The sequence below is a fragment of the Chitinophaga pendula genome, from assembly GCF_020386615.1.
Classification (GTDB): Bacteria; Bacteroidota; Bacteroidia; order Chitinophagales; family Chitinophagaceae; genus Chitinophaga; species Chitinophaga pendula.
Genome location: NZ_CP077769.1, coordinates 1,162,745 through 1,181,446, shown reverse-complemented (window position 1 = coordinate 1,181,446; position 18,702 = coordinate 1,162,745). Strand labels below are relative to the sequence as shown.

20 protein-coding genes are annotated in these 18,702 nt (G+C 44.5%); 9 read left to right on the top strand and 11 right to left on the bottom strand.

Annotated features, from left to right (window positions below; genetic code table 11):
* Positions 1-6: 6 nt before the first annotated feature.
* Genes KTO58_RS04775 through KTO58_RS04765 form a run of 3 tightly spaced genes read left to right on the top strand, consistent with a single transcriptional unit; the run spans position 7 to position 2,226 of the window.
* Complete coding sequence (locus KTO58_RS04775) at positions 7-456, top strand: hypothetical protein (RefSeq protein ID WP_095840487.1); 450 nt, start codon at positions 7-9, stop codon at positions 454-456.
* A gap of 22 nt (positions 457-478) precedes the next feature.
* On the top strand, positions 479-1,978 hold the full coding sequence (locus KTO58_RS04770) for a S8 family serine peptidase (RefSeq protein WP_198315021.1): 1,500 nt from the start codon (positions 479-481) through the stop codon (positions 1,976-1,978).
* Positions 1,979-2,019: 41 nt separating this feature from the next.
* Positions 2,020-2,226: a hypothetical protein gene (locus tag KTO58_RS04765; protein WP_095840490.1), complete on the top strand. Its 207-nt coding sequence runs from the start codon at positions 2,020-2,022 to the stop codon at positions 2,224-2,226.
* Between the two features lie 225 nt (positions 2,227-2,451).
* Here KTO58_RS04765 and KTO58_RS04760 read toward each other — a convergent pair whose 3' ends face one another.
* The 5 genes from KTO58_RS04760 to KTO58_RS04745 all read right to left on the bottom strand — a co-directional run bounded on the left by KTO58_RS04760 (position 2,452) and on the right by KTO58_RS04745 (position 5,814).
* Complete coding sequence (locus KTO58_RS04760) at positions 2,452-2,880, bottom strand: acyl-CoA thioesterase (RefSeq protein WP_095840491.1); 429 nt, start codon at positions 2,878-2,880, stop codon at positions 2,452-2,454.
* An 85-nt stretch (positions 2,881-2,965) separates the two neighbouring features.
* A complete protein-coding gene (locus tag KTO58_RS28760) occupies positions 2,966-3,088 on the bottom strand; it encodes a hypothetical protein (protein ID WP_255408028.1) in 123 nt (40 codons plus the stop codon).
* Positions 3,089-3,146: 58 nt separating this feature from the next.
* Positions 3,147-4,001, bottom strand: a complete 855-nt coding sequence (locus tag KTO58_RS04755) for a M48 family metallopeptidase (RefSeq protein WP_095840492.1) — start codon at positions 3,999-4,001, stop codon at positions 3,147-3,149.
* A 156-nt stretch (positions 4,002-4,157) separates the two neighbouring features.
* A complete protein-coding gene (locus KTO58_RS04750; protein WP_095840493.1) occupies positions 4,158-4,847 on the bottom strand; it encodes a TauD/TfdA family dioxygenase in 690 nt (229 codons plus the stop codon).
* Positions 4,825-5,814 (bottom strand): hypothetical protein, encoded by a 990-nt coding sequence (locus KTO58_RS04745; RefSeq protein ID WP_095840494.1) that lies wholly within the window; start codon positions 5,812-5,814, stop codon positions 4,825-4,827. Before KTO58_RS04745 ends, KTO58_RS04750 begins: the two co-directional genes overlap by 23 nt.
* Positions 5,815-6,200: 386 nt before the next feature.
* Between KTO58_RS04745 and KTO58_RS04740 the strand changes: the two genes are divergently transcribed.
* Entirely contained in the window at positions 6,201-6,962 is a 762-nt protein-coding gene (locus KTO58_RS04740) for a class I SAM-dependent methyltransferase (RefSeq protein ID WP_095840495.1), read from the top strand.
* Between the two features lie 339 nt (positions 6,963-7,301).
* Here the strand turns inward: KTO58_RS04740 and KTO58_RS04735 are convergent, their stop codons facing one another.
* From KTO58_RS04735 to KTO58_RS04715, 5 genes are all read right to left on the bottom strand, one after another.
* Positions 7,302-8,369, bottom strand: a complete 1,068-nt coding sequence (locus tag KTO58_RS04735; protein ID WP_095840496.1) for an SDR family oxidoreductase — start codon at positions 8,367-8,369, stop codon at positions 7,302-7,304.
* A gap of 90 nt (positions 8,370-8,459) precedes the next feature.
* Complete coding sequence (locus KTO58_RS04730; RefSeq protein ID WP_095840497.1) at positions 8,460-9,023, bottom strand: Crp/Fnr family transcriptional regulator; 564 nt, start codon at positions 9,021-9,023, stop codon at positions 8,460-8,462.
* A 116-nt stretch (positions 9,024-9,139) separates the two neighbouring features.
* A complete protein-coding gene (locus tag KTO58_RS04725) occupies positions 9,140-10,375 on the bottom strand; it encodes a hypothetical protein (protein ID WP_095840498.1) in 1,236 nt (411 codons plus the stop codon).
* Complete coding sequence (locus tag KTO58_RS04720; protein WP_095840499.1) at positions 10,372-10,809, bottom strand: QcrA and Rieske domain-containing protein; 438 nt, start codon at positions 10,807-10,809, stop codon at positions 10,372-10,374. The genes KTO58_RS04725 and KTO58_RS04720 overlap by 4 nt, the downstream gene beginning before the upstream one ends.
* Before the next feature lie 2 nt (positions 10,810-10,811).
* A complete protein-coding gene (locus tag KTO58_RS04715; RefSeq protein WP_095840500.1) occupies positions 10,812-12,011 on the bottom strand; it encodes a di-heme oxidoredictase family protein in 1,200 nt (399 codons plus the stop codon).
* A gap of 286 nt (positions 12,012-12,297) precedes the next feature.
* Here KTO58_RS04715 and KTO58_RS04710 point away from each other — a divergent pair, with 286 nt between their 5' ends.
* From KTO58_RS04710 to KTO58_RS04690, 5 genes are all read left to right on the top strand, one after another.
* Complete coding sequence (locus KTO58_RS04710; RefSeq protein ID WP_095840501.1) at positions 12,298-12,708, top strand: DoxX family protein; 411 nt, start codon at positions 12,298-12,300, stop codon at positions 12,706-12,708.
* Between the two features lie 608 nt (positions 12,709-13,316).
* A complete protein-coding gene (locus KTO58_RS04705) occupies positions 13,317-13,670 on the top strand; it encodes a helix-turn-helix transcriptional regulator (protein WP_095840502.1) in 354 nt (117 codons plus the stop codon).
* A gap of 280 nt (positions 13,671-13,950) precedes the next feature.
* Complete coding sequence (locus tag KTO58_RS04700; protein WP_095840503.1) at positions 13,951-16,287, top strand: protein kinase domain-containing protein; 2,337 nt, start codon at positions 13,951-13,953, stop codon at positions 16,285-16,287.
* Positions 16,288-16,330: 43 nt separating this feature from the next.
* Positions 16,331-16,759: a MauE/DoxX family redox-associated membrane protein gene (locus KTO58_RS04695; protein ID WP_095840504.1), complete on the top strand. Its 429-nt coding sequence runs from the start codon at positions 16,331-16,333 to the stop codon at positions 16,757-16,759.
* A 99-nt stretch (positions 16,760-16,858) separates the two neighbouring features.
* A complete protein-coding gene (locus tag KTO58_RS04690) occupies positions 16,859-17,146 on the top strand; it encodes a hypothetical protein (RefSeq protein WP_095840505.1) in 288 nt (95 codons plus the stop codon).
* A 241-nt stretch (positions 17,147-17,387) separates the two neighbouring features.
* Here the strand turns inward: KTO58_RS04690 and KTO58_RS04685 are convergent, their stop codons facing one another.
* Positions 17,388-18,701 carry a TlpA family protein disulfide reductase gene (locus KTO58_RS04685; protein WP_225860057.1) on the bottom strand — a complete coding sequence of 438 codons (1,314 nt, stop codon included), beginning with the start codon at positions 18,699-18,701 and terminating at the stop codon, positions 17,388-17,390.
* Position 18,702: the final 1 nt, after the last annotated feature.

Here is an 18,702-nt window from a genome sequence, read left to right as displayed (position 1 = left end):
TCGCATATGTCCAGAGAGATCGTATTCAACAAGCGCGTGAAAGGCGAGTTCACCACCGCCAGCGCTAACGAAAAAAATGATACCTTCCTGGAGCGAGTGGTCAAGCTCGTTCCGGCAGATGTAATCAGTGTATACCTGGCAGCTTTTAATGTGATCAAAGATGGTAAGCAACCGGGTACGCAGCCGGAAGTATTACAATGGACCATATTTGGATTCATCCTGGTATTACTCCCCTTCTACCTTCGTAAGCTGGGTCGGGTAAAATCATTCAAACAGATCGTCATCTGTGAGTTTTCTTTCCTGATATGGGTATTGTCGATTGGAGGCCCTGTGGAAGGATTAAAACTAGCAGGATATTCCACGCAGTTCATTGCGGCTATCATTGTGCCGATGTATACTTTATTCACTCCATGGCTGGCTTACCTGGACCCCGAAACCCCTGCAGGTGGCAACTAAGGCAGCATAAATATTAAAGACTATGCCGAAAAGCAATAAGAAGGCCGCAGCAAAAAAAGCGGCGGCCAAAAAAGCTGCTCCGAAAAAGAAAGCGGCAGCGAAAAAGGCCGCGCCTAAGAAGAAAGCGGCGGCCAAGAAAGCAGCGCCGGTAGCTAGGGGTGCTGTATATGCTGACTCTTCAATTCCAAAGTGGTCAGGGCTTAGCGTGATACGTAACAGGAGCAAACAAGAGAAGGTATCCCGCGACCTAATGGAAGCCATTGGCGCTGGTGACCCGGTACGTAATAAACAGCTACCGGACACCCCATTTACAGATGTAAAAGATAAACACGGACGGGAAGTGTATACCGGCCGGCACCTGGTATCACTCGCCGGTGGACAAAATGCAGCCCAGTTCGAAAAGGCAGCGAAAAATGCGTCTCTCAAGATAGCCAGTATCGAAAGTTTTGACGACCTGAACCAGAAGGGGCTATCACAACAGATATTACAGGAGGCAGATGGTGTGATCCTTCCCAAGCTGGAGGTGGCTATCATTAACCCGGATAAAGAGTCGGAGTTATCCATGCTGATCACGCATCCTTCTACCAAGGATAAATTTCATTACTCGGAGCCGGAGCGTTTCGTATATCCGGCGATGCCTCCTAAAAGCAAATTCCAGTACAGCAACAATGTCACTTCTGCGTGGGGTATACAGGTGATCAATGCGCTTAACAGCACCTTCAGCGGCAAGGGTATCCGTATTGCCGTGCTGGATACCGGCCTAGACCTGGATCATCCTGATTTCGCGGGGCGGATTGCGGGTAGTAAAAGTTTTATTGAAAATGAGGATGCCAACGATGTAGTGGGTCATGGTAGCATGAGTGCCGGCATAGCAGGCGGCTTCCGGCGTACGCCTGATGGCATGCGTTATGGCGTGGCTTTCGGGGCGTCGCTGTATATAGGGAAAGTGATCAACAAGAACAGCAAGGGTACCGATACTTCTCTGCTAGATGGTATAGAATGGGCCTTGCAGCACAAATGCCATATCATCAACCTATCGGTGGTGCGGGCGATCGATCCCAAACAGAAAGGGTACTCTGCGGACTACGAGTCGACAGCGGCCAAAGCGTTACAAAACAACTGCCTGATCATCGCCGCAGCGGGTAATGAAAGCGACCGGGAATTCAACCTGATAGAGCCGGTGGCGGAGCCTGCTAACTGTCCGTCGGTGATGGCCGTCGCCGCACTGGATGGTAATATACAGGTGGCTAACTTCTCCTGTGGTGGATTATTTGCCAACGGTGGGCAGATAGATATTGCGGGACCGGGTGTGGACATCTTCAGCACGTCTAAAGAGGCGGGATATGCCACCGATTCCGGTACGTCGGCAGCAGCTCCTTTCGTATCAGGGCTGGCAGCCTTGTTCTGGGAGAAACATCCGCAGGCAACCGCATCGGAGATCTGGATGAAGTTGATCCAGAATGCCAAACGCCTGGACATCAACGCCACGGATGTAGGCGCCGGCTTGGCATATTTTCTTTGATTCGGTAACTTTGTACGTGCTCTCCGGTAAACTTTCCTATCATGGTGAAATTCATAGCGACGATAGATGATAGTGCAGACATCGATGCGGTGGTGGAGACGTTGAAGCAATCCGGCTTTGACGTATACCGGGTGCGCACCATCACCCGCAACATCTCTGCCAGCAGTGAGCGAAAGAGCCTAAAGGATCTGAAAGCAGTGAAGGGCATCAAACATGCCGAGATAGAGAAAGGGATCAAGCCATCCTGAAAGTCCCCGATCACATAACTACTTTAGTAAAACCCGAGCTATTCTCCATACTGCGGGATGAGAGAGACCTTAAAAGAAGTAGATACCTCTTTTTGCCCTGGTGCTATTAGATGGTTTCCCGGATATGGTGTTTGAGATATTCCAGCTGATAGCACCGAGGCTAAAGAAAGGTGCTGTGGTCTCCCAAAAAGGGAATGGAATTTACGGTGAAGGTGAGCGACTGGCTTACAGGGACTCTCCTGCTTCCAGCACGGGTGCGTCTTTCAGCTGGTCTAGCATACCTTCGGGCAGGTAAGGTCTGCCGCCGGTGGCAGGTACGCAGGTACCGGTAAATACGGCTTTGGTCATCACCTTATTGTTCATGATGATCTGCTGCTTGAAATGCAGCCTGGGGAGTCCTGCAGGGTCCTTATACAGGGTACAGGTAACCTTGAACTGATCGTCCTTTTTGAGGGAGCGCAGGTACTGGATCTTATACCCGGACAGTACCATATGCACGCCTTTTTCGGCTTCTTCCGCGAAGTCGAAGCCCAACACTTCCTTTATATAGTCATGACGGCAATACTCCATGTAAAACGGATAATAGAGGCCATCCATGATATTCTGCACATCGATATGTTCTGCTTTTACTGTGTATTCTTTTGAAAACTCCATGTCTGTAAATGATTGAATGGGCGTAAATATAAGACAGTTGTCATTACGCTCACCTTAAAATCTCCTGAAAATCAGCGACATGTATCTATACAGGTACTGATGCCGTCTGCATCGCGGCTTCCTGGTCCAGCAATGCCTTTTTAGCAAGGAAATAACTCTTAGACAGCACAAATGGATACTGGTCCATGACCTCTTCCAGCACTTTCAAAGCGTCATCATCATATTGTTTATCACTGAAATATACCCAGTCCTGAGAGAGGTACCTGTCAAAGATGGCTGTTATCTCCGGTGTGATCGTCCCGGAAGAGTGCTGTTTCCTGCATCATACGGATCTGTACCTTCAGCTCTTTCTCCGCGGCTGCTACCGCTACGAGATTGCGTTCGATCTGTTCGAAGGGGGTGGTGACCCGCATGAATTCAATAGATTGTCCCAGGGCATTGTAATAGCCGATGCGTTCATCATACGACTGATCGGCATCAGCATAGTTCAAGTACCAGTTCTGCAGTACCCTGTTAAAGGATTCGTTGTCGTGCAGCATATTGTAGATCACCTGGTTGACATTATACACGTAACTACCCAGCTTCATAGAGCGCTGGGAGAAGTGTCCAAACTCATGAGCCAGGATGGCTTTCAGCTCCAGGCGGGATACGGTGTTGATCAGCCCGATGCCTATCAAGAGGTTTTTCCTGACCGGGAAAAACATACTCCAGAAACTGGAGTCGTAGAATACAGCTGCGTTGACATCGGAGGCGAGGTATATCTTTTTAGGGAAGGTGGTGCCGACTTGCTGCACGATCTCTTCGATAAAAGCGAAGAGTTCAGGTTGTTCTTCCCTGGTAAGTTCAGTGAGATGAGAGCGGTCTACCTTATGTTGTTTGAACAGGAATTTGATAAGAAAATACAGGATCAGTACTCCGACAGAGATCAGACCAAGGCCAATAGCGGCGGAGATGTAATTAAGACCGATCGCACTGATCACTATGAAGCCGGCGAAACCGCTTGCCAGTGTGAGACCTGCAGCCAGTGCAAATAATAACAGGTAGGTAAAAATAAACAGTACGATGGCGAGTACAGCCCGGATGGTCATCTTCCGAAAGGCTGCCGAAATTGCTACAGTCATAGACAAAATGTACAGGTATAAATTAAAGCAGACACGGACATTGCCTGCGGCTAATTTCAGGCGCTAAAATAGTGCATTTCTTTCACTCCTGACAGGCAGCAGCAAAAGGCGACCGTTAAGGCCACCTCTGCTATTTATTACCGGTATATAAGTTGATTACATGATGAGTACGCGATCGATCATACGGGAGTAGCTGTTCACTACGGAGGTAAGGCGACGGCCGTGTGCGAACTTCCAATTGTCCATCACCAGGATGGTACCGGGATTGAAGGGCACTTCTACCAGGTTGTCGATCACGAGCTGGTCCCATTTGTTAAATGCTTCCCAGTTGCGTTCGATAGTATCAGAGCGGAAGCGGTAGAATACTTCTTCGTTGAGATAATTTACCAGCTTGCCCATCAGCTTGCCGCTGCTTCTGTTAGAAGGGTGATGGATATCGAGTACTCTATCAGAGAGGTTTTGTCTCTCTTCTTCTGTGAGCTGCAGGAAAGCGCCGTGGATATCTGATACATGCATGTGGTTATTTTCGAACCCGTCTGCCTGTCTGCAATAGAGAATGAGATAACGAGGTGGTATTCTCCAGTAAGACTTATCGTTGTGCAGCGGAACATCTTTGGTACCTACTTCGGCGCTGGTACGGATCTCGGTGATGTGATCGTTGCCTCTGCCGATGGGAATTACTTCGCCGAAATAGTAGGCAATAGATAATAAGGTCTTAGGAGCGATGTCTCCGATATCGGCAGACACATAGCCTTGCTGGTACAATGGTTCGGTGATAGCACTCAGTATCTCTGCTTCATTCGTTTCGAACGTGGACAGGTCCTTATTTAACGTCATAGTTTGCATGATCAAAAGTATTATTGTGAATCAATTTTTTTTCCATCAGGTCCTGATAGGTAGGCAGGTTATTAAAGGTATAAGGATGTCCTTCTTTGGCGAGCGTAGCGTAATGCGTAAAGAATAAGGTATAGTCTGCCGGTAAGAACGTGGGAGGAGGCAGCAGGAAGTTGCCTATGTGGCTATAGAGCCGTCCGAACCAGGTTTGGTCGGCGAACTTGGGATGATAGTGCCGGTCGGTATCGGCGCCTTCCAGGCCGGAATTGTCGCTACTGAGGCGCAGGGGGTGTTCGGAGGCGATGTAGTCGTCGGCGACGATCTTCTCGACGATGATCTCCTGATTGTTTTTCAGCAGTGGGTCGGAGTACTTAAAAGACATTAAGTAAGGAACGGACATACCACCGACCTGGCGATATGCTTCCAGGAATTCGAAACGTTTCTCGATCTCTCTTTTGGTGTCGATAGCAGAAATGGATACGCGTATCTCTGTTTTGTTCTGCGCCAGTTTCTGCATGATCTCCAGGGAGGGTTTGGTGAAGATCTTGGATATAATGACCATGTGAATGTTGTATTCGGCCAGTATATCGGAGATGGGGCCCAGGAGGTCCCAGGACTTTTTAGACAGCGAGCAGTCTGATACCCAGCCTTGTCTCAGCCAGCGTTGGTCTGGTGACAGTTCGGTAATAGACTTTCTGAAAGCTACTTCATCGAAATTATTGAGGCGGCGCATCCCAAAGTTGAATCCTTTATTGATCCAGTACTCTGCGGCGGAGCAGTTACCATAACAGATGCTCTTAATAGGTAAACACCCGGAATACACGTCCGTCATCAGGTATTCAAAAGGCAGACCTACACTTTTGCCACACAAGATGTCATAGACAGGCATTTGGGAGAGGGTCTTTTCATCTACAGACTTTAGGGAGGGTCGTTGAAAAGCGAGTGCGCTGCTATCGTCGAAATTTAGCAAATGCCCCATAATTCAATGGTTTAGGATTAAGTAAATAGTTAACAAAAACAATTATTCAACATAAGTAACAGTAAAGTGGCGGATTGACTGTGTACTTAGCAGTAAATGAAAAGGAAAGTGGAATACAAAAATCAGGTGCTGGGTAACTACGCTAATAATTCGTTGGCCTGGGTTTAATGGACTTTTGTTTTGGGTTAATTCTAAGTAATTTTACTATCCGAAAATAAAAATAAATTTTGGACATTGCAAAATATTTCAGTTAACTCTATATTATCATTTTACAACGTTGTCCAACTACAGAAATGTGATTGAATAGCATTAACTTACTTACTGAACAAGCCCATCGCATTGCCCCTACTGTCATCATATTTATCTAATCTTTCAAATAACCGATCATGAACGATAGTACGACCCGATTCACCAACAGAGCAGATAATTATGCCCGTTACCGTCCTGGTTACCCTATTGCTGTTATTGAATATTTACAACAAAAAATAGGCTTACATGCTGGCATGGATGTCGCCGACATCGGTGCAGGTACCGGTATATCTTCGGAGTTATTCTTAAAAAACGGTAATACCGTATATGCCGTAGAGCCGAATGATGCCATGAGGGCAAAAGCAACTGCTTTGCTACAACACTACCCGGGCTTTCAGCCGGTAAAGGGTACGGCAGAGGCTACACAGCTGGAAGACGGCAGTATGGATATCGTATTTGCCGGGCAGGCTTTTCATTGGTTCAACCAAGAGGAGGCTAAAACAGAATTTAAGCGGATCGCTAAACGAGACGGTTACGTCCTGCTAATGTGGAATATCCGGAAGCTGAACACCGGGTTTGCCAGGGAATATGAAAACCTGCTGGCTACCTATGGCACCGGCTATACGCCTTCCCGACGTGATGTAGCTGCTGAAGACATGAATACGGCTTTCTTCTCTCCCTGCCGTTATGAAAAAGTGATCTTTGAAAATTCCCAGGAATTAGGCTACGAAACTATTAAAGGACGGTTGCTTTCTACGTCCTTTATGCCATCTGAAGCGGATATTAATTGTGCACCTATGATCGCGCGCCTGGAAGATATGTTCGGACGATATGAAAAAGATGGCCGTGTCAGCTTTGACTATATTACTACCCTTTTCATTGCCAAGGCTCATTGTTAACCAATACCTAGTGTCTCTCCTACACCGAAGATTTACTTAAAATACTGGTTTACCGGTACTGTTTATACAACCGGTGACCAGTAATTTTAAGCGCCGCTACAAATAAATAGATCTGATCCCCTTTTGCTTTGTCTTCGCCCAACATACATTCTCTCCAGGGAATGGTGGTTTGTCGTGTCTTTCTTTGAAAGATGGGACTTCTACGCTACCTGTCAGCGATTGTCTAAGGTATTATTTTCGTTCTAACAACTATGTAGCGGATGGCCGGGTATTTACCCGGCCTCCTTTTTAGGTGTATACCGGTTAACAGTATACGGTGAAGTTACAAAATTCCTGTTGTCAGGGAATCAGCCGTTGTGCTTTCAAGTCGCTGAACAGATCGGTAAATGACGCTGTGGTGCGTTGATAGGCGGTAAAGCCTAGTTCCCTGCTTTTGGACATGTCCGTCACTACTTCCACAGGCCGTCCGAGGTCCAGGTCAGTATGCCAGGGAGAGATCAGCCTGTTTAAATTGGCTTCTACCAGACCATACTTTGCGGCCATAGCTTGCCAGGTACTTTCCAGTCCTTTCATCTCCTGTTCCAGCGGATGGATCGTTTCTTCGAATCCGATCGCCGCTACGTCAAACCAATCCGCGATCTGATACCAGAGCTTATTCCAGCGGAATACATCTCCGTTGACGATATTAAACGCCTCGTTTTTCGCAGCATCTGTAGTAGCGGCCCACAGTAATTGTGCAGCCAGTATCCTCGCATCAGTTATATCAGAAAGGCCTTCCCATTGTGCTTTAGAGCCCGGCCAACGGAATGGACGGCCCAACTCTTTGCAGATGCTGGCATATACGGCGAGGGTCATACCTATATTCATCAGGTTGCCTACTGCTTTTCCTACAATGGTGTGCGGACGGTGTACGCTCCAGGAAAAACCATCTCTGTCGGCGGCGGCGTATACTTCATCTTCCTGGGCGTAATAGAAGTTTTGCAGAGGGAGCCTGGGCATGCCTTCATGTACGGGTGTTTCCAATGCAAAGCCGGCTTTCGTATAAGCTTCGAAGGGCCCGAGGTAGTGTTTCAACCCTGTCACCAGTGCTACGTGGCGGATAGACTTTTTAGGAGATAAAACGTCCAGCAGGTTACGGACCAGGGCGGCATTCACCCGGATGTTTTCTGCTTCACTCTCCTTTCGCATCCAGGAGGTGAAGAACACATGTGTGGGTCGGATGTTTGCCAAGGCGTCTGACAGGCGCTCCCGGGAGGTAAGATCAGCGGCTACGGGTATAACGCTTTTTATTTCGTTGTTGGGTGTACGTGAAAGCCCATAAGTGGCCCAGCCATTTGCAACCAGGAATGCCGCCAGGTTACTACCGACAATACCAGTCGCTCCTGCTACCAATGCTATATTTTCCATATTAAAACATTTGCGTAATAGATACCGCAAAGGTCTCCTGAGTAGTTGGGTATAGAAAGGACATTTGTCACTATTAAAACGTGATATTTATCACGCCTGCAAGCGGCTGAGGGTTTCGCGGGTGACGCCCAAGTAAGAGGCAATCAATGATTTGGGCACCCTTTGTATCAAGGAGGGATAGGTAGATATGAGCTGGCTATAACGCTCTTCTGCCTTTTTGCTGGTTAGCGACAATATACGTTGCTGGAGTGCAATATATCCGGCGGTGGTCTTTTTCAGAAAGAAATATTCCATTTTCCTCATGGCGTTACAGAGGCGTTCCCGGTCATCGATAGATATACAATAGACTTCTGTATCTTCCAGGCAGTCGACGTTGAAGGTAGCCACGGTCTTATTATGGAAACCATTTTCATCTGTCATCCACCAGTCTTCCATACCTATTTCCAGGATATGGACTTTACCGGTATCGTCGATAGAGAAAGATTTAAGTACTCCTTTGGTAATGAAATAAAGGTGTGGACATAAGTCTCCTGCCTGGATCAGGTATTGATGTTTCTTAAACTTCTTGTACGTAAAATGCGACAGGACAAATTCAAATTCTTCCTCTGTCAACTTTACAATCTTCTCGATATGCTGGCGAAGCATGGCTTCCATCGCGGTATGTATTGATTTGTCCGGCGATTTTAAGAAAAAAAACGATACCAAAGCATATGAAAGGCAAAAAGAGCACCATAGAGATGCTCCTTTTGCGAATAGTATTTTATATGTTTTTAGAAATAAGTAGAGATCCCAAAGCTGACTCCTGCGAGCTTGGAGGCAGGGTTGGACAGTAGGTCGCGTTGGCGTTGGATACGGTAGTTTAGCCGTAGTACGGTGGAACTATTGGGCCGGAAACTAACAGCGGGCATGATACTCCATAGCTCGTCGCCGATATTGCCACCTGTTTCTCTAAAGCGGCCGACGTTCCAGTCTACATATTCCAGGCGACAAGCCAGGTTGAGGGTGGCGTTGTTCCAGCCCAGGATATTACGCTTAACGACAGGCTGTACCAAGTCAATAAACCCACCCTGCTGTCTGCTGCCGTATTGTTGGGTATAGGTAGCGGGGACATCAACCATTACCCAGGCCCATTCTCCCACAATAAAGGTACCCCAACGATGAATGGTGGTATTGTAGTCGGCAGCAAATACGGACATCCGGCGTTTTTCATCCAGCTTTTTACCGTCATCCTGGTATTTGTTATAGATGCCTCCCATGTAAGAGAGTCCTATTTCGCCGAATTTATTATTCCTTACGGCGACTTTGCCGGTATATAGCGGATTGCCGCTGGCACTTTCTTCGAACCGCTCTGTGTTCTTTTTTGCTGCCGGCAGATATGTTTTGTTCTGGTCGTTATTAATAATACTGCCATCAAAACCACTGGAGAGATATGCTTCATAGCCCAGCATCCAGTCGCCATTATAATGTTTGCCATACAGGCCGAAACCAGCGGTACTCCAAGTAGCGGGCAACATTTGTGTCATGGCGATAGGCCTGTCGGTGAACTCCCATTTAGGGCCGTCATGATTCTGATTAAAAGCTCCGATCGGATTGACGATCATCCCTCCTCTTAAATTGAGTAAGGGATGTAGTTCTATATCCAGTGCAGCGAACTCAATGGAGATCTCTTTATCAGCCGGTTCGAATTCTATTTCGGACATGAACTTGATACGCCGGGATATACTGGAAGCCAGGAACATGGTAAATCGGCGGAATTGGAACTGATGGCCTTCGCTAACGCCGTCTTTGCCAATATGTTGCCAGTTGGACTCTATATATCCGCCAATCGCTACGGGCACTTTCCCCGCTACGATCAAAGGCCGGTTATAGATGGCATCCATATTCATGGTCTTTTTAGTGGTATCGCGGGGGATGTGTCTGAAGAGGCTAGAGTCGATCTGAGCGACTGCAGACAGACAGGAACAGCACATGAAGAGCAGGAAAATGGGTAGATTTATTTTATTCATTTGTTTAGCGATATTTTAATCTGGTCGTTAACTATATGAACCGGTAGTGTACGCAGATGCTTATCCGCAGGTCCGTTTTGTACCTCACCCTGTTTAGTGAATTCACTACCATGGGCAGGACATTGCAGTTTATCTCCAAAAACCTGTAGTTCTGCGCCCTGGTGTGTACACTGCATCAATAGTGCTATGAACTCATTTTCCGCCAAGCGAAACACGCAGATAGGATATTGCAATGCATCATGTTGCACGACCATATAGTTGTGATAAGATGTCCCTTTACCATTTTCAAATTTGGCGAGCGGGATATTCAGTTCTCCGCCTGTGAGTTGGCCGGTAATGTGATGAGATGTGCTACATCCTTCCAGCATGGAGGTCATCAATGCGCCGCCCAGGCATGTGAAGCCGCACTGTTTGATAAATTCTTTTCTGTGCATCGCTATAAGGATTTCAGGAATCTGATCAGTGCATCCCGTTCAGTTGGCGTCAATTTGGTGTAGTTGGTCTGCGCACGAGCCCCTTCGCCCCCATGCATTTCAATGGCCTGTTCGATAGTACCAGCCCTGCCATCGTGCAGGAGAAAGTATCTGCCCCCCTGCGACTTGGGCGACAGCCCCAATCCCCACAGCGGAGGTGTACGCCATTCCGCTGTTTTAGCGCCTCCCTCCGTATAACCGTCATCTAGTGCTGGCCCCATATCGTGTAATAGCAGATCGGTATAGGGATGGAATTCTGTATTGGACAGTGGTGTTATATTGGAGGCGCCCGTCCGAAGTGTGGGTTTGTGACAGCCCGCGCAACCTACTTTGGCAAATATCTTTCTGCCTTCGACTACTTGCGGATTGTCCTGCTCTCTTTGGATGGGAGCTTTCAATGTTTGCAAATAGAAACCTATGTTATTGACAGTCTGTGTGGATATTTCCGGATCAACCTCCTGCATGGAGTATACATCTACCGGATTATACACAGAGGTGATGCCTATATCCTGTGAAAATGCATCTGCTGCTTGCGCCAGCAGGTTGTAGACGCTGGCCTTTTTTCCGAAGCGGCAGATATATTTTCCATCACGAACAATAGCATTGGCGGGCGGCTTTACATAGGGCGGTATTGTGTGCCAGTTAGGCACTCCAGAAATACCATCTCCATCTGCATCATCGGGGTCTGCCATGGCGAGTATGTCAGCATCTGCGACTGCCTCTAAAAAGCCCAAGCCGGTGACAGCTGGAGGCGTAAAGCGGGAGAAGGTCGCCCCGGCGGGTATCGTTTCTGGCTGATACCCGGGTATTGCCCTATTTTGTAACTGCGGGCCTCCCAGGTGCAGGAACTTATTACGCGTTTCATCCATCTGTCCGAAGCGGGTGAGTGTGGTGAACGGATGGCCTTTCCCATCGCCGGCATGGCAGCTGGCACAACTTGTGGCGACGAATACGGGTCCCAGGCCTTTTTCTACTGTAAATACTTCATCATTAAAAGTGGCATCCCCGGATTGAAAGCGTTGGCTCTGTTCATAATTTAGCCCTTCTACCGGCCCATCGAGCAGCTCATCTTCCGGCGGCCCGAAGGGTTCCAGCTTTGAGCAGGAATGTATCAAAGTGATACTGGCGATTAAAATCCCCAAGATTAGATATGATCTTTTCATCAGGCAAGAATATTTATGCCAGCAAAAATATAAATTTAGACAATTCTAAAAAATAAATTAGCGCAGACTAGTTTAAAAATAGCAATATCTTTAGGCCCTGACGTCCAGGGACACCCTGACGGTTTTTTATTTCGTTAATTCTGGTCAACAGGGCCCTATTGACTCCCCCCTTCCATTGTCTTCTCCACCGCTCAAATTGTCCACCTCACCTATTCGGAGCTGGTCAATCTTTTACTCTTGCTGCAATTTTGGGTCATCGATAACCTGATATAAAAACTAAAACATCATGACACAAAAAACTGCGACAATTATTTACTGGACGGGAGCTATTCTTACTTCTTTATGGTTTGGCGCAAGTGGCTTCTTTGAAATCACTACGAATCCAATAGTGTGGGAAATTACCCAGCAACTAGGCTATCCTGCTCATTTCATTTATGTACTTGGCATTGCCAAATTAACAGGCATCGCTGTACTATTAGTTCCCAACAAATTATTACGGTTGAAAGAATGGGTCTTTGCAGGGATATTTTTTGATATCATCTTCGCATTCGCCTCTAAACTCAGCGTATTAGGCATATCAGCAACTACAGATGCTATTATTGCATTCGTTATGGTAAGCGTTACCTATCTGATGTTCCGGAGATTATACCCTACGACATATGGTTCCGTAAAGAAAGAATTTACATTTCCTGTATAGAAACGCGCACTAGCAAAAGAAAGCAACGCCTGCGAATTTATATTCGTGGGCCTTCTGCTTTAGTCAGTAGTAGGTGCACGGTATTTAGTTCAAAAATTCAACCAGTAGTATTGTAAACTATTGTTGAGGGAAAATGGTTATTACATAGTGATATGTAATTGCTGATACCCATGTAGGGGTTCAATTTACTGAACAAATGTCAGCCGAACAGTGTATTCAAAAAGTACAAGAACATGAATCCCATTACATTCCGTGGCACTGCCAGTACGATTTGACTACTTTAAAAAATGTCTCTTTTTACGGTTACAATTTCTGTTATATATATTTCAAAGGAATATCTTTGACAATCGAAAGCGACGCTTAACAGCCGCTATCAACCATAGCCAATAGCCCTGGATACAGCTTATCAATATACATTCTTTCTCAGCATGATTGGCCCTGAACAATAGTAAAATGCGAACTATGAAGGACACAAATCTTTAAACAGACGCAACGCTATTGCTTTGTGTGTAGCAATAGATCTATCGATCCATTAATTTATTCTGCTTCTGATCCGCCTGTACGCTATAAGTGTAGCGATAGGAAGCATTCCCCAAATTGCTAAAACCATGACTAAACATTTATCCCGAGATGACGAACACACTGTTGAAGTGGTAAAGAACTTTCTGCATGACCAGATCAACTTCCCCTTAAACTTTGAAAAGTTGTCTAAGTTAGCTGGATCAAAGCAAGATCGGCTGAACAGGCTGTTTAAACGCCGATATCAGACAACCATCTCTGCTTATCACGCGTCATTGCGTATGAGTTATGCTAAAGAACTACTCATGGAAGGGCTACAGATCAAAGAAATCGTAGTACAGATGCACTTCCTGGACCATTCTCATTTTAATAAAGCTTTCAAAAAAGCTTTTGGACTTGCACCCAGGATGTTGTTAAACAGTATAGAAAATGAGCAAAACTAACGTTACCGTACAAAAAAAACACGCTCTTGTACAAACGAAAGTTTCACGAAATTCCAAAAGAGTCCTTTAACTTTACATCAACAGCTTGAAATCACCATTACGACCGGCAAAGACACTACTACAAATCGTATTGCTAAAAATAGAGTGTTGCCACTAGAGAGAAACCTAGATGGGAATTAGCGGTGAAACCGTTTCCATTATCCTTTCCAACTTTGAAAACCAGATCCCTCAGGCATGAGTGTGTTTGCCTGACTGGAATTCCACTGCTCAAACAACTACTATGAAGGAGGTAATCACTGGTTCAGACCAAATATTTACGTTAGCCCATTATACAATACAACCCCTGCAGGAATACCTGGCCGATAGAGAGATAGTATCCGTTGTAGATGACCTGTACATTTCAGTTGGAGAAAGACCTGCAAACCCAGGGTGGATATTACATGTATCAGTTGGCAGAAACCAGGTGAATGACATGCTTAATACATTAATACCCCACCTAATTTCACATCATATAGCCTTTCGTATCCCCAAAAGCATAGACATACTCAATGCTATTACACTCGGGATCCTTGGCACCATCAAATACGGCAAGATACTCACTGTATATACGAATAGCGACGCGCACGCTGCAAAAACAGCATCTTTACTAGTCGCCCTGACAACACCATATACGCCAATACCAGTGCCAACAGACATACATCTTCAAAACTGTGTATATACGCGTCTCGGGAAGTATTTACCCTTTCAAAGGCCGTTGACTGTTATAGAGGAGGCTAAGTCACTTTATAACCTTGTCGGCGAAAAGATGGATAACATACAGTTTGAGCCATATGCCTTTCCTCCTGATACCCATTGGCCCTTTTCCGCCATTACATCGCCAAGAAAGCCAGTAGCACAAAAAATAATCGCAGGTAAATACTACCCGGTCTCATTTTTACGTCAGTCGCTTAAAGGGCATGTATATCTTGCTAAATACATGCGCGGGATATTACCGAAGAGTTGTGTATTGAAACAAGCAGTGGCCGGCGTAAGTACAGATGAGCATGGCAGGGATATGCGCGACCGGCTGACCTGGCAGACAGCCGTACTTAATCAACTTGCCCCACTTAAAATAGGTCCGAAGGTGATCGATCTTTTCGACGACGGGCTGACTCGTTACCTGGTAATGGAGCGTGTAAAAGGTACTACGATTAAAGACTTCATTGCAGAGATTAGAAAGGGGCGAATTTGGCAGGATCTTGCCTTAAAAGAAAGAAGGCTATTGATCGAATGTGCCATTAAAGTGGTGCAGAGTGTTCAGCGCATTCACGAGCAGGGTTATGTACATCGTGACTTGAACTCTGAGAACTTTGTGATTGAAAAGAATGGTAATATAAGAATTCTGGATTTTGAGATGAGTTATGACTTGAAGAAGGCAACTCCATATCCTCCTTATGGTGGCGGTAGCAAGGGGTATATGTCCCCGGAACAGGTAGCAATTATGCCACCCACGATTAAAGAGGATGTTTATAGCATCGGAGGATTATTGATTCACTTTTTCACTGGTCTTTCGCCACGCCTGTTTGATGGGCTTGAGTCCGCGGAAATTGCAAAGAGGCTTTTCTTCCTGACACAGGATCGTCGAGTAATTGATCTATTAATCACTTGTCAACATTTCAACGGTTCCATGCGGCCGGAGTTAGGTGCTATATTGTCGATACTCGACCAATTGAAACGTGCTCCGCAAACAATACCAGCACAGGAAGATTCTTCCAACTCCGTTTCAAGCACACTTAGATACATACAGCAGTATGCTGATCAGCTGCTATCTTATCTTCCAGACGGCAACCAATTACCTTATAATACACTGTTGTCTCTACCTGCTTATCAGACGCTATGTTTACTTATCGACTCGTTTAAAATACCAGTAAATGAAGCAGAAGTAAATGGTGATTTCGACCTAAGAAGTGTATCAACAGCCTTACTGGCAGGTTACGCCCATGACGGCACTTTAAATTACACAATAAACGCTCATCTGGATAGGATAGTTAAAGATCAACACGCAAAAGGATACTGGACTAATAAAAACCCATTAACAGGAAAACCGGAGATACTGATGGGCCTACATCAGGGAATAGCCGGCAAATTATGGATTCTTTTAGCCCATCAACAACTTGGATACGACTATCATTATACTATTGAGAGGGGACTGCAATATCTCTCTAACAACCTGATAACCCAGGAGAATGTAACTGGATGGCCCAAGAAGAATGGCTTACCATCCCCTGATATGAAAGGCTTCTCGGAAGGTTCTTTAGGTATTTCCATAACTTTTATAAAAGCCTTTCATCAGTTTAACAACAAAAGTCATAAACAAATAGTAGAGCGTGTCATTTTCAGCCTTCCGGAAAAACTAGCGTTGAGCGAACTTTCTTTTGACAGAGGTATTATTGGATTAGCCCACGTACATCTACAAGGTTACCTGGTCTTTAGAACAGAAAAATGGCTAGAGCGTTTAAATTGGACCGTTGCCTATCTAATGACTGTCTTTCGATTCGATGAACCGATTCAAAATATAGAAGACCTAACCGATCGCTTGGCATTCTCGGCACTTATTACTCAGTATAAAGACATATAATTCATCACATCATTTATTTTGATAAACCCCAATCTTGTTTGTTATGAAAAATAGATTAGTAGTTCTTGCTACTTATTTAATCGCATTTCTTTTCATTATGGTAGGTGTAAGTAAACTAATGGATTATCCTAATTATGCGGAAAGCATGGGTAAAGCTCCCATCGTTGCGCGATTCAGTAGTTGGTTTACGCCGCTTCTTCCATTGGTTGAAATTGTAGTAGCTGGCCTATTAATGACACCAAAGCTGAGACACTGGGGTTTTATCATCTCACTGGTTATGATGATAGTATTTACAGGATATAATATATATCTGGTAATATTTGCAACATCTCTCCCATGTACTTGTGGCGGCATTTTTACAGGAATGAGTTGGAGGAACCATCTGATTGTAAACTTAATATTCACAGGTCTGGCACTCATGGGAACGATAGACTCAAAATATAAGTTTACGCCGACATTTAAAAGTACATAAATACTAAAGATTACGACAAGAGTATTTAATTATTACATAGGTAATACAGTGATCACTTCTATTATACATTTTCTAACAAAAACCTTAAAACCCAGTTTTATGAAAATTTCAGGAATCACTTTTGCTGTTGGTACAGCATTACTCGCTACCGTAGGTGCTATTGCAACTAAAGCTGCTAATAATTCAGCTCTGCAAACACTATTTTACTACAACGAGCAAGGTCAAATTTCTACGACAATAACTGCAACTTGTCCTTCTGGCGCCTTTGACTGCAGAATCAAAAAAGATGCTACCCAGTTCGTAGCTCAACTCTACAAATTAAATAATAAGGGAGTTTTGGTACAACCATTAAAATCAGACAAAGAAGCCCCACGTGCGGGTCACTGATTAATTAGCTAATGTATTAGAGGCAATCCGAAGAAGCTATCTTCTTTGGATTGCCTCTAAAAACAGATTTCTTTAAGTAGGATATAATCCGGCCATAAGTATATTTTTTTATACTTTTATATTCCTTCTTGCAAGTAACCTACTTATTCGAAAAAAATGCTTCAACACTATAAATTTATTCGCGACTCACTAAAACAATCTTTTTTAGGGCACATGCTGAGACGTATTGATAAAGAAGAAGTCATTTATCCTTATAATAAACCATTGCCTTTTGCATTCTAACTCCAGGAATGATATCCAAGTCAAATTTATTTAGAATATTTCTAAGTTGGTTTATCTTAGTATAAATTTGACTCCCAAAGTCAAAATACTTTAAGGTGCCCAGACCACTCTCATCAAATACTTTAACCCCTCCCTGTCCGATATCCCATAACCTCATTTCAGTAGCAAATAATAGAGTACTTCCCCCTTTCCTCCTACGCTCTTCCTTTGTTAGACCTCTCATTTCATCTTCGAAATTGGTCAAAAAAGCAGCTTTAGGACCTTTTTTCACTAAAAGAAAACACGGTAACTCTCGTTCTTCAATTCTCATACGAAAACCGAAATAATTTACTAATTCATTTTTCATTATTCGCATCATTGACTGCTTATTCGCTTTTTCTTTTGGGACAATTAGGCTGTAATTATACTGATTATCATTTTTATAGAAATTATCTTGCTCATTCTCAAAAATAGGAAAGTGGTATAAGCTATCTGGAATTGAATTCCTGCCAAAATACGCATAATGAAAAAGATTCCATGCTACAACCCTTACACCTTCGAACTTTGGAACACCCTCTATTTCCATCATTTCATTTATGTAAGAGGGTCGCTCATAAGTTCCCATGCCTTGTTTCCACTCTTGTAGAAAAGATCGGTATAAAAAAACATCATCGCTTCCACCTCCATTACCTCCTATACCTAATGGTTTCTGCCTATTATAGGCACTCCGTGCGATAGTAAGTCCTTCTACGCTAAAATCATCATGTTCGAATTCTCGGCCATCCAAAAATGCTTCTACGTTGTTCTCATTAATATCTCTTGATGCTGATATTGCCTGTACAATTCCGGAAGGATTTATCCAATAACTATTCAATTTAGACAAAGGCGCAAATTCATCAGTGTGGAATGAAGGCTCATAAGCGGATGCTAACTGTAGACCATAGGCCTTTCTATGACGCTCGTACTCTTCACGAATATTATTAAGGGTATCTCCAACAAGAATTATCAATAGTTTGTTTTTATACTTTCTTTGTAAACTATCTATTCTTGGAAACCCAGCCACGCATGCAACACATCCTTTTACCCAACAACTGAGAATAACGAATTTTCCCTTAAGTTCATCAGAATAAATTTTTCTATTTTTATAGTAATCTACATTACCAATCTCAAATGCTGGCATTCTTTCACCAACAACTGGATAAGAGGTGCTTTGCTGTGCATGAGCCACATTGAAATTGAACAACAGGAAAATTAAAAACAAAAAAAACAAACACTTACTAAAAAACAAATTCATC

Excerpts from the sequence above, each read along its gene's own strand:
- KTO58_RS04735 (WP_095840496.1), bottom strand. The coding sequence starts at position 8,369 with ATGGAAAATATAGCATTGGTAGCAGGAGCGACTGGTATTGTCGGTAGT.
- KTO58_RS04695 (WP_095840504.1), top strand. The coding sequence starts at position 16,331 with ATGAAAAATAGATTAGTAGTTCTTGCTACTTATTTAATCGCATTTCTT.
- KTO58_RS04685 (WP_225860057.1), bottom strand. The coding sequence starts at position 18,701 with ATGAATTTGTTTTTTAGTAAGTGTTTGTTTTTTTTGTTTTTAATTTTC.
- KTO58_RS04770 (WP_198315021.1), top strand. The coding sequence starts at position 479 with ATGCCGAAAAGCAATAAGAAGGCCGCAGCAAAAAAAGCGGCGGCCAAA.
- KTO58_RS04730 (WP_095840497.1), bottom strand. The coding sequence starts at position 9,023 with ATGGAAGCCATGCTTCGCCAGCATATCGAGAAGATTGTAAAGTTGACA.
- KTO58_RS04750 (WP_095840493.1), bottom strand. The coding sequence starts at position 4,847 with ATGCAAACTATGACGTTAAATAAGGACCTGTCCACGTTCGAAACGAAT.
- KTO58_RS04755 (WP_095840492.1), bottom strand. The coding sequence starts at position 4,001 with ATGACTGTAGCAATTTCGGCAGCCTTTCGGAAGATGACCATCCGGGCT.
- KTO58_RS04720 (WP_095840499.1), bottom strand. The coding sequence starts at position 10,809 with ATGCACAGAAAAGAATTTATCAAACAGTGCGGCTTCACATGCCTGGGC.
- KTO58_RS04765 (WP_095840490.1), top strand. The coding sequence starts at position 2,020 with ATGGTGAAATTCATAGCGACGATAGATGATAGTGCAGACATCGATGCG.
- KTO58_RS04725 (WP_095840498.1), bottom strand. The coding sequence starts at position 10,375 with ATGAATAAAATAAATCTACCCATTTTCCTGCTCTTCATGTGCTGTTCC.
- KTO58_RS04710 (WP_095840501.1), top strand. The coding sequence starts at position 12,298 with ATGACACAAAAAACTGCGACAATTATTTACTGGACGGGAGCTATTCTT.
- KTO58_RS04700 (WP_095840503.1), top strand. The coding sequence starts at position 13,951 with ATGAAGGAGGTAATCACTGGTTCAGACCAAATATTTACGTTAGCCCAT.
- KTO58_RS04715 (WP_095840500.1), bottom strand. The coding sequence starts at position 12,011 with ATGAAAAGATCATATCTAATCTTGGGGATTTTAATCGCCAGTATCACT.
- KTO58_RS04745 (WP_095840494.1), bottom strand. The coding sequence starts at position 5,814 with ATGGGGCATTTGCTAAATTTCGACGATAGCAGCGCACTCGCTTTTCAA.
- KTO58_RS04740 (WP_095840495.1), top strand. The coding sequence starts at position 6,201 with ATGAACGATAGTACGACCCGATTCACCAACAGAGCAGATAATTATGCC.
- KTO58_RS04760 (WP_095840491.1), bottom strand. The coding sequence starts at position 2,880 with ATGGAGTTTTCAAAAGAATACACAGTAAAAGCAGAACATATCGATGTG.
- KTO58_RS04690 (WP_095840505.1), top strand. The coding sequence starts at position 16,859 with ATGAAAATTTCAGGAATCACTTTTGCTGTTGGTACAGCATTACTCGCT.
- KTO58_RS04705 (WP_095840502.1), top strand. The coding sequence starts at position 13,317 with ATGACTAAACATTTATCCCGAGATGACGAACACACTGTTGAAGTGGTA.
- KTO58_RS04775 (WP_095840487.1), top strand. The coding sequence starts at position 7 with ATGTCCAGAGAGATCGTATTCAACAAGCGCGTGAAAGGCGAGTTCACC.